We start from the raw sequence: 13,468 nt of genomic DNA, 5'->3' as shown, positions 1-13,468 counted from the left end.
CTGTCAGGATGGTCTGTGAAGGGCTATCCGGGCATCGTCTGATTCCGGTGATGGCATAAGGCTATTCCGGTTTTTTGTAGGAATTTCCCTACCTCGACAGCTGCTCCGTCAGGGCGAAGCGGATGATGTCGGCATTGCAGCTGAAGCCCATCTTCTCCATCAGGCGGGTCTTGTGGGTGCTGACGGTCTTGTTGCTGATCGACAGGTGTTCGGCGATCTGGTTGACGCCCAGGCCATCGGCGAGCAGGCGCAGGATCTGGAATTCCCGGTCCGACAGGCTGTGCAGGCCACTGTTGCGCTCCTCGGCGTTGGCGAAGGCCAGCTGTTCGGCGATGCGCGGGTCGAGATAGCGCCCGCCGTTGGCCACCTTGTTGATGGCCGCGAGCAGGGTTTCGGCGTCGTGGTCCTTGGTCAGGTAGCCGCTGGCGCCGGCACGCAGGGCGCGCTGGGCGATCTGCGCTTCGTTGTGCATGCTCAGCACCAGGATCGGCAGCCTGGTGTAGTGCCCGTGGATCCGCGCGATGAGGTCTTCGCCGCTGATGCCGGGCATGCTCATGTCCAGCAGGACCAGGTCGACCTCGGTGCTGCGCAGGCGCTCGAGCACCTGGCCGCCGTTCTCCGCTTCCGCGACCACCTGCAGGCGGCTGTCGAATTCGATCAGCTGCTTGAGCCCGTTGCGCATGATGGTGTGGTCGTCCGCGATCATGATGCGGGTCATGAGTCCTCCTTGGCCGGCGTGATGGGCAGGCTGGCCTGTACCGTGGTGCCTTGTCCGGGATGGCTGAAGATCACCACTTCGCCGCCGAGGCTGGTGCCGCGTTCGCGCATGCCGGCGAGGCCCAGGGAGCGCGTGTTGACGGCCGACGGGTCGAAGCCGCGCCCGTTGTCGGTGATATCCAGCTGGTAGACGTCGTCGAGCCGTTCCAGGCTCACCACCGCCCGGCTCGCGCCGGAATGGCGGGCGACGTTGTTCAGCGCTTCCTGCACGATGCGGAAGGCGGTGGTCGCCTGATCGTCGCTGAGGGCCGGTTCGTCGCTGTGCGTGGTCAGCTCGCACTCGATCCGGGTGTGCTGGCGAAATTCGCTGGTCAACCACTCCAGGGCCGGGTACAGGCCCATGTTGAGCACCGCCGGGCGCAGGCTGGTGGCGATGGAGCGCACCACCTGAATGGTTCGGTCACAGAGCTGCATCAGCCCGTCGACGGCATTGTCGAGACCGGGCGCCTTGGCGCCGAACTGCAGGTGCAGCATGGAAATGCCCATGCGCAAGGCCGTCAGGTGCTGGCCGAGTTCGTCATGGATTTCCTGGGCGATCAGCTTGCGTTCTTCCTCCCGGGCCGACTCCCGGCGGGTGGTCAGGTCGCGCAGCTGCTGGTTGCTCTGCGCCAGGCGCCGTTCGGCCTTGCGGATGTTGGTGATGTCCCTGGCCAGCGAGAGCACGCTGGTGATGGCGCCTGAGGAGTTGCGCTCGGGTACCAGTTGCACCAGGTAGTGGTGTTGCAGGTCGGCGGGGCCGTCGATGCCGTGAATCAGCTCCTCCTCGAGCGAGTCGCCGCTGAGGGCGACCTCGCGCACCAGGTCGGCCATGATGTCGACCTGGGAATTGTCACCGAAGGCATCGCGCGCAGGACGCCCGCGCGCCTCCACCAGCGGCAGCCGGCACAGGGCTTCGAGGGCCGGGTTGGCGTAGATCAGGCGGAAGTCCGGGGTCAGGCGGCCGACGGCGTCGTGGGTGTTCTCGATCAGCGCGCGGAACTGGCGTTCGTTGTGCAGCAGGGTGTCGGCCAGGCGCTGCTGTTCGGTGAGGTCATGCAGGAGTGCCAGGCAGTAGCCCCGGCGATCGTAGTAGAAACGGTTGAACCTCACCGAGACGTGGTAGCGCGTGCCATCCACGGGGTGGCTCAGCTCCAGCTGCACTGGGCCCTGGCCCTGCATCAGCTCGCGCAGCTCGTCATCCGAGTGCAGGGCCAGGGGCACCAGCGCCTGGCCGATGCTCTGTCCCATCAGGTACTGGCGGCGTTGGCCGAGCAGGCGAGTGGCGGCGTCGTTGAGGTAGCAGATGTTCAGACCGTCATCGAGCAGCAGCGCACCGTCGGTGGTGTAGTCGAGGGCGAAGCTGAGCAGGTAGGCCTGCTCGGCACGCTCCTGCGTGGACCGCGTCGGGGTAAAGCGGACCAGGAAGTGATCGATGCCGCTGTCCGCCTGCGACACCCAGCAGACGCTGGTGTGCATCCACTTGTAGGCGCCCTCCTGGCTGTGCAGGCGCAGCTCGCCGCAGGCGATGTCGAGCTGCTGGCGACGGGCACGCTCCAGTGCGTAGTCGAAGGTGTCGCGGTCCTGTGGATGCAGCCACTGCGTCAGCGGTTTGTTGCCGTGCTCGCCGATCAGTGCCTGCAGCGCCGGGTTGCTGTACTGCAGGCAGCCACGAACATCGAGCAGACCCAGGCCGAGAGGGGCGGACTGCCAGGCCGCGCTGAGCAGGGACTCTTCCGAGTGCTTGTCCTTCAAGGCGTTCCTCCAATGAGCGACCTGACCAGTATGGGTCAGTTTCTCGATGAAGGTGTGCCAGGCAGGGCCAGGCTGCGCGGCCGGGGCATTCAGCCCGGGATGTGCGCAGCCTGGCGTGGCTCGCAGGGGCTCAATGCGGTATCTCGATGCCGCGCATGCGCTCCGCACGCCGGCGCAGCAGTTCGATGGTGACCAGCAGGGCGATGGAGACCAGGATCAGCAGGGTGGCGATGGCCAGGATGCTCGGGTTGATCTGCTCGCGCAGGCCGGAGAACATCTGCCGGGGGATGGTGCGCTGCTGTGGGCCGGCCATGAACAGGATCACCACCACTTCGTCGAAGGAGGTGATGAAGGCGAACAGCGCGCCACTGATCACGCCGGGGCGGATCAGCGGCATGATCACGTCGAAGAACACGCGCACGGGCCGGGCGCCCAGATTCAGCGCCGCCCGCGCCAGGCTGTAGTCGAAGCCGGTGAGCGTGGCCGTCACGGTGATGATGACGAAGGGCGTGCCCAGTGCCGCGTGCGCCAGGATCACGCCCAGGTAGCCGCCTGCCAGCCCCAGGTCGGAATAGAAGAAGAACATGCCGGCTGCGGTGATGATCAGCGGCACGATCATCGGTGACAGCAGCAGGGCGGTGACGAAGCGCCTGAAGGGCATCTCGTCACGCGCCAGGCCCACCGCCGCACAGGTGCCCAGCACCGTGGCGAGGAGGGTCGAGAAGATGCCGATGATGAAGCTGTTCTTGATCGCCAGCAGCCATTTCGGGTCGCTGAATATCTCCCGGTACCAGCGCAGCGAATAGGCCTCCGGGTCGAGGGTGAGCATGCCTTCGGTGAAGCTGAAGAACGGCTCGGCGTTGAACGACAGCGGCACGATCACCAGGATCGGCAGGATCAGGAACAGCAGCACCAGCCAGGAGCCGGCCTTGAGCAGCCAGGTGCCGAGGTGGTGCCAGAAGCCGTAGTAGGCTGGGGTCTTCATCGCGTCCTCATCCCAACTTGATATTGCTGGCGCCGACGAAACGGTCGTACACCCAGTACAGCAGCAGGATCAGCCCGAGCAGCAGCGAGCCGAGCGCGGCCGCCAGCTCCCAGTTGTTCGAGCGCTGCATGTGGAAGGCGATGATGTTGCTGATCATCTGCCCGTCGGTGCCGCCGACCAGGGCCGGGGTGATGTAGTAGCCCACCGAGATGATGAACACCAGCAGCGCGCCTGCGCTGAGGCCGGGCAGGGTCATCGGGAAGTAGATGCGCAGGAACGCGGGGATCGGCTTGTCGCCGAGGCTCAGGGCCGCGCGCAGGTAGCTGGGGTCGATGCCGCGCATGACGCTGTACAGCGGCAGGATCATGAACGGCAGCAGGATATGGGTCATCGCCACCACCGTGGCGAACGAGGTGTAGAGCATCTCGATGGGCTGGTCGACCAGACCGAGCCCCACGAGGAAGGAGTTGATCACGCCGTTGGTCTGCAGCAGGGCTATCCACGAGGTGGTGCGCACCAGCAGCGAGGTCCAGAACGGCAGCAGCACCAGCACCAGCAGCAGGTTGGCGCGGTTCGACGGCAGCCCCGCCAGGTAGTAGGCCAGCGGGTAGCCGAGCAGGGCGCAGAGCAGGGTGATCACCAGCGCCATGTTCAGGGTCTTGGAGTACAGCTGCAGGTAGATCTGCGTGTCCTGACGCACCTGGATGCCCGTCTCCGGGTCCAGCTCCAGGTCGAGGGCCGTCAGGTAGTAGTCGTAGGTGTAGACCTTGCCGGCGCGCGCGATGGCGTACCACAGCTCGGGTTTGGCCCAGTTGCGATGGGCCTGCATCAGGGTCTTCACGCCCTGGCTCGGCAGCGCGTCGGCGTCGAGGCGCCCGACCCGGCGGGCACTGGATTTGACCACGCTGGACATGCCGGCGTAGGCGCGGTTGAACTCTTCGGCGAGCTTGCCCGACAGGCGCTGCTGGTTGAGCGCGTGCAGTTCGCCGACGAAGACCTGCAGGGTCTGCTCGTCCGGCAACTGCTGGTGATCGTCCCAGCGCTGCAGTTCGGTCAGGGTCTGCGGAATCAGTTCGGCCACGGTCGGGTGGTACACGCTGCGCCACAGCATGGTGCCGATCGGGGCGACGAAGGTGACGATGATGAACAGCAGCAGCGGCGCCACGAAGAGGAACGCGGTGAGGCGTTTCCGGCGACGGGCGCTGGCGGCTTGGCCGGCTTCGCTGGTGGTCAGGGATGACAAGGCATTACTCCGATTTCAGCATCTCTCCCGTTGCGGCGAGGCGCCGTGGCGAGGGCCCCGGCCGCGAGCGACGCGGCTGGAACCCTCCCACGAAAGCTCCGGGGAGAGCAGGGTCTGGCGCTTACTTCAGCAGCCACTCGTTGAACTTCTCGCCCAGCGACTCGCCGTAGTCGGCCCAGAACTCGGAGCCGGCCTGGATGCCCTGATCCAGGTGCGCGGTCGGCAGGTGCGGCGCGGCGCTCTGGTCAGCCAGCGGCATGGACGACTTGCGGGTCGGGCCATAGGCCACGTCCGGCATGCCGGCCAGCGGCTTGGAACCGGTGGCGAACTTGATGAACTCCATGGCCAGGTCCTTCTTCTTCGAACCCTTGACGATGGCCCAGGCGTCGAGGTCGTAGACGTGGCCGTCCCAGACGATCTCGAAGGGTTTCTTCTCCTGCACGATGGCGTCGTAGAAGCGGCCGTTGGCCGACTGCACCAGCACTGCGCCACCGTCGTTGAGCAGTTGCGGCGCCTGCGACCAGGAGTCGAACCAGACGATGTCCTTCTTGATGCTGTCGAGCTTGGCGAAGGCGCGTTGCTGGCCTTCCGGCGTCGCCAGCACTTCGTAGACGTCCTTCGGTGCCACGCCATCCGCCATCAGCGCCCACTCCATGTTCACCTGCGGGCGTTTGCGCATGGCGCGCTTGCCGGGAATCTTGCCGGTGTCGAAGAAGTCGCCGATGCTCGCGGCCTTGGTGCCACCGATGGTGTTGTCGTTGTAGGCGAACACCACCGACCAGACGATGTTGCCCACCGCGCACTCGCTGGCGAGGGCTTCCGGGATGAAGTCCTGGTCGGCCGGGGTGCCGTCGATGCCGGCCGGCAGCACGCTGTGGTCGACGGTCTCCAGCAGGCCTTCGGAGCAGGCGCGCTCGAGGTCGATCACCTCGAAGTCGACCACATCCCACTGGATGTTGCCGGACTCGACCTGAGCCTTGATCTCGGCGACACCGCCGGAGTAGTCCTCGAACAGTACCTTGACCCCGGACTCGGCCTGGTAGGGATCGATGACGTGCTTCTTCTGCGCCGCCCCGTAGGCACCGCCCCAGGACACCACGGTGAGGCTGTCCTGGGCGGTGGCGTTGCCGGCGGTGAGCCCCAGTGCCGCCACCAGGGCGAAGGTGGAAACGCTGGTAGTCAGTGATCTAGCCATTGCTGTGCTCCATTTGCTTCTACTAGTTGTGGGTGGGGACTGCAGATCGATCCAGCGCCTGGCTGTCTTCCGGCAGCCAGGTCAGGGCGACCTCTTCCTGAGTGCTCAGTTGCGGGGCTGAACTGTCGTTCAGGTTCTTCACCACCAGCTCGCTGCCGCTGGCGGTCTCGAAGTGGTAGCGAATGTATTCGCCGACGTAGTGGCGGGTGATGAAGCGCGCCTTGACCTGGTTGCCACCGCCGCCGAGGCGGTCGATGAAGCTGAGCTTCTCCGGGCGCACGGACACCGTGGTGGCCTGGCCGACCTCGCTGCAGTTGGCCTTGAGCGTGCTGACCAGGCCGCCGTCGTCGAGGCGCACCTGCACGCGATCGTCAGCGACCGCCTCGATCACCCCGGACAGTTTGTTGCTCTCGCCGATGAAGTCGGCGACGAACAGGTTGGCCGGGCGCTCGTACAGCACGTGGGGGGCTGCGCACTGCTGCACCACGCCGTTGTTGAACACGGCGATGCGGTCGCTCATGGTCAGTGCTTCGGTCTGGTCGTGGGTCACGTAGATCACGGTGAAACCGAGCTGCTCATGCAGGCGCTTGATCTCGTACTGCATCTGCTCGCGCAGCTTCTTGTCCAGCGCGCCGAGCGGCTCGTCCATCAGCACGATGTCCGGCGCGAAGATCAGCGCGCGGGCCAGTGCCACGCGCTGGCGCTGGCCGCCGGAGAGCTGGCCGGGATAGCGGCCGCCGAAGGCCTGCAGCTCGACCAGGGCCAGGTACTGCTCGACCTTGGCGCGAATCTCGTCCTTGGGCAGCTTGCGGATCTTCAGCGGGTAGGCGAGGTTCTCGCGGATGGTCATGTGCGGGAACAGCGCGTACTGCTGGAAGACCATGCCGATGTTGCGGTCGTAGGGCGCGATGCTGGTGACGTTGCGGCCGTTGATCAGGATCTCGCCGCTGGTCACGTCTTCGAAACCGGCGAGCATCATCAGGCAGGTGGTCTTGCCCGATCCGGAAGGGCCGAGCAGGGTGATGAACTCGCCCTTGGCCACGTTGAGGTTGAAGTCCTTGACCACCAGGGTCTTGTGATCGTAGGTCTTCTTGACGTTGGTGAATCGCAGGAACGCTTCGTTCCCAGCTTGCGCAGTCATAGTCCTCCCCATTGCCCGCAATATGGAGCCAGCTCGTGACCGAGGCTCCAACACCTGAGTCGATTCGTCCCTGTCGTGTGGGGCGATCGTTATGTCGATAACCAAAAGCAATAAGCAAGCCAGCCGATGAACGGTCATCTGCTAGCGCTCTGCCATGCAGGTTGAAGACTAGCTCAGGCAGCGCAACACGCGAGGAAGGTGTGGGGAGAGGTAACAGCGTGGCGAGGAGGGGGCACCTGCCGAAACGCACTCGGCAGGTGCAGGTTGCTCAACTGTTGGGCAGCAGGCGAACGGTCAGGCTCTTGATGTAGCGGGTCTCGGCGATGGCCAGGTGCACCGGGTGGTCAGGCCCCTGGGTGCCGCGCTCGAGCAGCTGGATATTGCGATCCAGGTGGCGTGCGCTGGTCAGCAGGATGTTCTGCAGGTGGTCTTCGTCGAGGTGCATCGAGCAGCTGGCGCTGACCAGGATGCCGTCCTTGTTGAGCATGCGCATGGCCGTTTCGTTGAGGCGGCGATAGGCGGCCTCGCCGTTCTTGATGTCCTTCTTGCGCTTGATGAAGGCGGGCGGGTCGGCGATCACCACGTCGAAGCGTTCTTCGGCGGCCTTCAGTTCACGCAGGGCGGCGAAGGCATCGCCCTCGACGCAGGTGACGTTCTCGCCCACGCCGTTGAGTGCGGCGTTGCGCTCGACACCGTCGAGGGCGAACCCCGAGGCGTCGACGCAGAACACTTCGCTGGCGCCGAAGGCGGCGGCCTGCACGCCCCAGCCGCCGATGTAGCTGAACAGGTCGAGCACGCGCTTGCCCTTCACGTAGGGCGCCAGGCGCGCGCGGTTCATGCGGTGGTCGTAGAACCAGCCGGTTTTCTGCCCGTCGATCACCGGGGCTTCGAACTTCACCCCGTTCTCTTCCAGCGCGACCCACTCCGGCACCTCGCCGTAGACGGTCTCGACGTAGCGCTGCAGGCCTTCGGCGTCACGCGCGCTGGAGTCGTTCTTGAACAGGATGCCGCTGGGCTTGAGTACCTGGATCAGCGCGGCGACGACGTCGTCCTTGTGCGCTTCCATGGTCGCCGAGGCCAGTTGCACCACGAGGATGTCGAAGAAACGGTCGACCACCAGGCCCGGCAGCAGGTCGGAGTCGCCGTACACCAGGCGGTAGCAGGGCTTGTCGAACAGGCGCTCGCGCAGGCTCAGGGCGACGTTGAGGCGATGCACCAGCAGCGACTTGTCCAGCACGTGCTTGACGTCGCGCGACAGCAGGCGGGCGCAGATCAGGTTGTTCGGGCTCATCGCGACGATGCCCAGCGGCTTGCCGCCGGCCGCTTCGAGGATGGCCTGGTCGCCGGCGGCGAAGCCGTGCAGCGGGGTGGCGGCGACGTCGATCTCGTTGCTGTAGACCCACAGGTGGCCGGCGCGCAGGCGTCGATCGGCGTTGGCTTTCAGGCGCAGGCTGGGCAGGGAGGGCATGAGTTCGGGCTCCGCAGATAAAAGAGCGGAATTATAGCGGGTTGCGCCTGCGCCCGCTGTTTACAAAAGTCTGCTGCTGGCCGGGTCGGGCTTTGGCTAAACTGTGGCGTATTTCTCATTTCGTACGTGCGTGCCATGGCCTTCGAACTCTCCGCCGAACAGATCCAGCAAGCCCTGCAGGGCATCAGTGTGCCGCCGCAGCCGCAGATCATGGTGGATCTGCAGATGGAGCAGATCATGCCCAACCCCGATCTGCGCACCATCGCCAAGCTGATCAGCCAGGACCCGGGGCTGTCCGGTGCGCTGCTGAAGATCGTCAACTCGGCGCATTTCGGCCTGTCCAACCGCATCGCCTCGATCCAGCAGGCGGTCAACCTGCTCGGTTGCAACACGGTGATCAACCTGATCAACGCGCAATCGATCAAGGGCGAGCTGACCGATGAGGCGATCCTGGTGCTCAACCGCTTCTGGGACAGCGCCCAGGACGTGGCCATGACCTGCCTGACGCTGGCCAAGCGCCTCGGCTACCAGTCGCCCGACGAGGCCTACAGCCTGGGTCTGTTCCACGATTGCGGCATCCCGCTGATGCTCAAGCGCTTCCCCAACTACATGGAAGTGCTGGAGGAGGCCTACGCCAGTGCCAGCGACGAACGCCGGGTGGTGGATACCGAGAACCGCATGCTCACCACCAACCATGCCGTGGTGGGTTACTTCACCGCACGCTCCTGGCGGTTGCCGGAGCACCTCTGCGAAGTCATCGCCAACCACCACAACGCGCTGTCGATCTTCAGCGACGAATCCTCGCGCGATGCGCAGCTCAAGACGCTGCTGGGCATCCTCAAGATGGCCGAGCACATCTGCGAGTCGCACCGTGTGCTCGGCGGGCAGGCCGTCGACCTGGAGTGGCAGTACATCTCGCAGCCAATCCTGGAATACGTGGGCCTGTCCGAGTACGACTTCGAGAACCTGCGCGAGAGCATTCGCGACCTGGCAGTGATGTAGCCAGGCGCCCCATGGCGGGCGGGCAGCGCCGCTCGCCGTGGCGCGCTACCGTTCTGCCTGTCGCTCCTGCTAAGGTGGCGCACCGCCGTTGTCCTGTCCTGCTGCCATGCCCGAACTGCCAGAAGTCGAAACCACCCGTCGCGGCATTGCGCCGTACCTCGAAGGCCAGCGCGTCACGCGCGTCATCGTGCGCGAGCGCCGTCTGCGCTGGCCCATCCCCGAAGACCTGGACGTGCGCCTGTCCGGCCAGCGCATCGAGTGCGTCGAGCGGCGCGCCAAGTACCTGCTGATCAAGGCCGAAGTCGGCAGCCTGATCAGCCACCTGGGCATGTCCGGCAGCTTGCGCCTGGTCGAATGCGGCCTGGTCGCGGCCAAGCACGAGCACGTGGATATCGAGCTGGAGTCGGGCCTGGCCCTGCGTTACACCGACCCGCGTCGTTTCGGCGCGCTGCTGTGGAGCGACGACCCGTTGCGCCACGAGCTGCTCAGCAAGCTCGGCCCCGAACCGCTGGGCGGTCTGTTCGACGGTGAGCGCCTTTTCCAGCTTTCTCGCGGGCGCAGCATGGCGGTCAAGCCCTTCATCATGGACAACGCCGTGGTGGTCGGGGTGGGCAACATCTACGCCACCGAGGCCCTGTTCGCCGCCGGTATCGATCCACGGCGCGAGGCCGGGGTGATCTCGCGGGCGCGCTACCTGCGCCTGGCCGAGGAGATCAAGCGCATTCTCGCCCACGCCATCGAGCGTGGCGGCACCACCCTGCGTGACTTCGTCGGCGGCGACGGCCAGCCTGGCTACTTCCAGCAGGAACTGTTCGCCTACGGGCGCGCTGGCGAGTTCTGCAAGGTCTGTGGCAGCACCCTGCGCGAGGTGAAACTGGGCCAGCGCGCCAGCGTGTACTGCCCCAAGTGTCAGCGCTGAGACGCTGACGGCGGCCCGCCGGATAGCCTGCGGCGGGTAGCCTGATACCCAGAATAAGAACAAGAGGTCGATCGATGTCCGCTAACTACCTGCCGCCCAATCCGGCTGCCGAATGGCTGGGACGCAGCGTGCTGAAACTCATGGGCTGGCGTATCGAGGGGGCGCTGCCGAAACTCGACAAATTCGTCGCCATCGGTGCCCACCACACGTCCAACTGGGACTTCGTGATCTTCATCGCACTGAAATTCGTGCTGCGCCTCAACGCCCGCTGGTTCGGCAAGCACAGCATCTTTCGCTGGCCGTTCGGTGGCCTGATGCGCGCCTGGGGCGGTATCGCCATCCGCCGCGAGCGTCAGCTGAACACCGTCGAGCAGGCCGTACAGGCCTTTCGCGAGCATGACGAGTTCATCCTGGTGCTCTCGCCCGAGGGCACGCGCAAGAAGGTCGAACGCTGGAAGATGGGCTTCTACCACATCGCCCAGGGGGCTGGCGTACCCATCGTCCTGGCGGCGCTGGATTACCAGCATCGCCGCGTGGTGATCGGCCCGACCTTTCAGCCCAGCGGCGACGAAAAGGCCGATCTGGCAGCTATGCTGGCGTTCTTCCGGCCTTATGTACCGAAAAAGCCGGAGTACGCGTTTCATGGCGATTGACGTCCGTCACGCTGACAATTGCCAATGCGCTGTTATAGTTACTGGCACTTTCCCGAAAAACCTGAAGGATCGATCCATGAAAGCGTTCCGCACAACCGCTGCTGTCCTGGCGCTGACCTCTGGCCTGCTGGCGCTGCCGGCACAGGCGGAAGTGGTTCAGCAGAACGCCAGCGGCGACCCGATCTACTCCGTCGAAGCCCCGAAGGGCTACGCCATGGTCGGTGACCTGGTCATCGCCCGCCCGCTGCTGATCGGCGCGACCGCCATCGGCGCTGCGGCCTTCATCGTCAGCCTGCCGTTCACCGCACTGGGCGGCAACGTCGGTGAAGCCGCACAATCCCTGGTGGTCGAGCCGGGCAAAGAGGCGTTCGTACGCTGCCTCGGCTGCACCAGCAGTGGCTACAAGCAGGACTGATCCGCTGTAGGCTCCTGTACACGGCCCCTCGCCTCGGTTTCGAGGCGAGGGGCCGTTTGCGTTTGTACACCGCTAAAAGGATGGAACGGTGCCGATGAAGTACCTGCGCTGGGTGATGCTGTGTCTGCTGGTCGTGGGCTTGATCGCCTCGTTCTGGTTCAGCCAGGGTTGGTTGCAGTTGTGCGCCGGCCTGGCGGTGTTCCTGTTCGGCATGCAGTGCCTGGAGGAGGGCCTGCGCCAACTGGCCGGCAGCAAGCTGGAGCAGATCCTCGCGCGCAGTACCTCCACGTCCTTCAAGAGCCTGCTGTTCGGCATCGGTGGCACGCTGCTGCTGCAGTCCAGCACCCTGGTGTCGCTGCTCACCATCGCCTTCATCAGCACCGGGCTGATCCAGCTGGCCGGCGGCATCGCCATCCTGTTCGGCGCCAACCTGGGCGCCACCAGCGGCATCTGGCTGCTGGCGCTGGCCGGGCAGAACCTCAGCCTCAGTCCCCTGGCGCTGCCGCTGCTGGTCTTCGGCGTGCTGGCCGGTTTCTTCGGCACCCGGAGCAAGGCGGCAGGGCGCATCGTGCTGGGCATTGCCTTCATCTTCCTCGGTATCGACCAGATCAAGGACGGCTTCGCCAGTTTCGGTGACCTGGACATGACCGGCATGCAGGCGGGCGGGCTGGCAGGCGCACTGCTGTTCACGGCCATCGGCATGGCCATCACCGTGGTACTGCAGTCTAGCCATGCGACCCTGATGCTGACGCTGGCGGCCCTGGCCAGTGGTCAGCTGGAACTGGGGCAGAGCCTGGCCATCGCCATCGGCTCGAACGTCGGCAGCAGCGTGACCACGGCGTTCGTCGGCTCCCTGGGCGGCAACCGCAGCGGCCAGCGCCTGGCCCTGGCCCATGTGCTGTTCAACATCACCACCGGGACGTTGGCCTTCTGTCTGCTCGGGCCGTTGACCTGGCTGGTGCACGCCCTGGCCGAACCGCTGGGGCTGGGCGACAACAGCCTGATCCAGCTGGCGATGTTCCACACCCTCTTCAACGCCATGGGCGTCGCCCTGTTCTGGCCATTGCAGGAGCGCCTGGCGCGCGTCCTGATTCGCTGGTTGCCGGAGCGCGCCGAGCCTCAGGTACTGATCACCGAGCTGCTGCCCGAGCAGGTCGTCGAGCCCCAGCGCACTCAGGCCCGCTACCTCAGCGAGCGCGCACTGGACTCGGTCGAGGCCGCTTCCGGGGCCGTGGTGCAGGAGCTGGGGCACCTCGGGCGCCTGAGCCTGGAGGTGATCTGCCACGCCCTCTACCTGCCCGTGGACCAGCTGGCGCGCTCGCGGGCCGACGAGCAGCTGCTGCAGGCCAAACCCTCGCACGCCGGCTTCGATGCCGAGCACCTCTACCAGTTTCATATCAAGGGCGTTTACGGCGACCTGCTGAGCTTCATGGGGCGCATGGAACTGCCGATGGACGAGGCGCACCAGCAGTTCTGGGTGAGCTGTCAGCTGGCCGCGTTGCAACTGGTGGATGCGGTCAAGGATGCCAAGCACCTGCAGAAGAACCTGGGGCACCACCTCGATGCGCCGCCATCGGCGGTGCGCGATGCCTACGTGGAACTGCGGCGCCACCTGCTGACGACCCTGCATGAGGTGCGCGAACTGGCGCGCAGCGATCTGCCCGAGGATGTCTGGCAGTCACGCCTGCGCTGGCTCGACGAGCAGGCGGCGGGTTTCGATGCGGGCTTCCGCCAGCGGCTGTTCGCCGATGTGCGCAGCGGACGCCTGGATGGCCTGCAGACCAGCTCGCTGATGAACGACCTGGGCTATGCCAGCCGCATCTTCCAGAGCCTGCGCAACGTGCTCATGCTTGGCAGCGAGCAGGCGCTGTTCCGCGAGCTGCGCCAGTTCGGCGACGAGCAGGAAAGCCTGATCAAGCTCTCGTAGCGGCCCGCCCCT

12 protein-coding genes are annotated in these 13,468 nt (G+C 65.5%); 5 read left to right on the top strand and 7 right to left on the bottom strand.

Features of this window, described 5'->3' with window-relative positions; all coding sequences use genetic code 11:
• Positions 1–88: 88 nt before the first annotated feature.
• The 7 genes from EWH21_RS22670 to EWH21_RS22640 form a co-directional block, all read right to left on the bottom strand.
• Positions 89–718: a response regulator transcription factor gene (locus tag EWH21_RS22670; RefSeq protein ID WP_047588915.1), complete on the bottom strand. Its 630-nt coding sequence runs from the start codon at positions 716–718 to the stop codon at positions 89–91.
• Positions 715–2,508, bottom strand: coding sequence for a PAS domain-containing protein (locus tag EWH21_RS22665; RefSeq protein WP_277699383.1), 1,794 nt, complete (start codon positions 2,506–2,508; stop codon positions 715–717). The genes EWH21_RS22670 and EWH21_RS22665 overlap by 4 nt, the downstream gene beginning before the upstream one ends.
• A 130-nt stretch (positions 2,509–2,638) precedes the next feature.
• Positions 2,639–3,493 (bottom strand): ABC transporter permease, encoded by an 855-nt coding sequence (locus EWH21_RS22660; protein WP_037056483.1) that lies wholly within the window; start codon positions 3,491–3,493, stop codon positions 2,639–2,641.
• 7 nt (positions 3,494–3,500) lie between these two features.
• Entirely contained in the window at positions 3,501–4,736 is a 1,236-nt protein-coding gene (locus EWH21_RS22655) for an ABC transporter permease (protein ID WP_134676404.1), read from the bottom strand.
• Between the two features lie 121 nt (positions 4,737–4,857).
• A complete protein-coding gene (locus EWH21_RS22650; RefSeq protein WP_037056481.1) occupies positions 4,858–5,931 on the bottom strand; it encodes an ABC transporter substrate-binding protein in 1,074 nt (357 codons plus the stop codon).
• A gap of 22 nt (positions 5,932–5,953) precedes the next feature.
• Positions 5,954–7,072, bottom strand: coding sequence for an ABC transporter ATP-binding protein (locus tag EWH21_RS22645; protein ID WP_047591973.1), 1,119 nt, complete (start codon positions 7,070–7,072; stop codon positions 5,954–5,956).
• A gap of 268 nt (positions 7,073–7,340) precedes the next feature.
• Positions 7,341–8,540: a class I SAM-dependent rRNA methyltransferase gene (locus EWH21_RS22640; RefSeq protein ID WP_277699382.1), complete on the bottom strand. Its 1,200-nt coding sequence runs from the start codon at positions 8,538–8,540 to the stop codon at positions 7,341–7,343.
• Positions 8,541–8,729: 189 nt separating this feature from the next.
• Here EWH21_RS22640 and EWH21_RS22635 point away from each other — a divergent pair, with 189 nt between their 5' ends.
• From EWH21_RS22635 to EWH21_RS22615, 5 genes are all read left to right on the top strand, one after another.
• Positions 8,730–9,542, top strand: a complete 813-nt coding sequence (locus tag EWH21_RS22635) for an HDOD domain-containing protein (protein ID WP_167494334.1) — start codon at positions 8,730–8,732, stop codon at positions 9,540–9,542.
• 106 nt (positions 9,543–9,648) lie between these two features.
• A complete protein-coding gene (gene mutM / locus EWH21_RS22630; RefSeq protein ID WP_277699381.1) occupies positions 9,649–10,461 on the top strand; it encodes a bifunctional DNA-formamidopyrimidine glycosylase/DNA-(apurinic or apyrimidinic site) lyase in 813 nt (270 codons plus the stop codon).
• A gap of 74 nt (positions 10,462–10,535) precedes the next feature.
• Positions 10,536–11,114 carry a lysophospholipid acyltransferase family protein gene (locus EWH21_RS22625; RefSeq protein ID WP_277699380.1) on the top strand — a complete coding sequence of 193 codons (579 nt, stop codon included), beginning with the start codon at positions 10,536–10,538 and terminating at the stop codon, positions 11,112–11,114.
• Between the two features lie 76 nt (positions 11,115–11,190).
• Complete coding sequence (locus EWH21_RS22620; protein ID WP_037056474.1) at positions 11,191–11,529, top strand: hypothetical protein; 339 nt, start codon at positions 11,191–11,193, stop codon at positions 11,527–11,529.
• Between the two features lie 94 nt (positions 11,530–11,623).
• Positions 11,624–13,456, top strand: coding sequence for a Na/Pi symporter (locus EWH21_RS22615; protein ID WP_277699379.1), 1,833 nt, complete (start codon positions 11,624–11,626; stop codon positions 13,454–13,456).
• Positions 13,457–13,468: the final 12 nt, after the last annotated feature.

The organism is Pseudomonas sp. REST10 (genome assembly GCF_029542605.1).
Taxonomy (GTDB): domain Bacteria; phylum Pseudomonadota; class Gammaproteobacteria; order Pseudomonadales; family Pseudomonadaceae; genus Aquipseudomonas; species Aquipseudomonas khazarica.
Note: the sequence above shows the minus strand (reverse complement) of the source record. Positions and strands in the feature narration are given on the sequence as shown.

What these genes read in the sequence shown, in the direction of transcription:
- EWH21_RS22640 (WP_277699382.1), bottom strand. Translation starts at nt 8,540, where the DNA reads ATGCCCTCCCTGCCCAGCCTGCGCCTGAAAGCCAACGCCGATCGACGC.
- EWH21_RS22615 (WP_277699379.1), top strand. Translation starts at nt 11,624, where the DNA reads ATGAAGTACCTGCGCTGGGTGATGCTGTGTCTGCTGGTCGTGGGCTTG.
- EWH21_RS22645 (WP_047591973.1), bottom strand. Translation starts at nt 7,072, where the DNA reads ATGACTGCGCAAGCTGGGAACGAAGCGTTCCTGCGATTCACCAACGTC.
- EWH21_RS22620 (WP_037056474.1), top strand. Translation starts at nt 11,191, where the DNA reads ATGAAAGCGTTCCGCACAACCGCTGCTGTCCTGGCGCTGACCTCTGGC.
- mutM (WP_277699381.1), top strand. Translation starts at nt 9,649, where the DNA reads ATGCCCGAACTGCCAGAAGTCGAAACCACCCGTCGCGGCATTGCGCCG.
- EWH21_RS22625 (WP_277699380.1), top strand. Translation starts at nt 10,536, where the DNA reads ATGTCCGCTAACTACCTGCCGCCCAATCCGGCTGCCGAATGGCTGGGA.
- EWH21_RS22650 (WP_037056481.1), bottom strand. Translation starts at nt 5,931, where the DNA reads ATGGCTAGATCACTGACTACCAGCGTTTCCACCTTCGCCCTGGTGGCG.
- EWH21_RS22670 (WP_047588915.1), bottom strand. Translation starts at nt 718, where the DNA reads ATGACCCGCATCATGATCGCGGACGACCACACCATCATGCGCAACGGG.
- EWH21_RS22660 (WP_037056483.1), bottom strand. Translation starts at nt 3,493, where the DNA reads ATGAAGACCCCAGCCTACTACGGCTTCTGGCACCACCTCGGCACCTGG.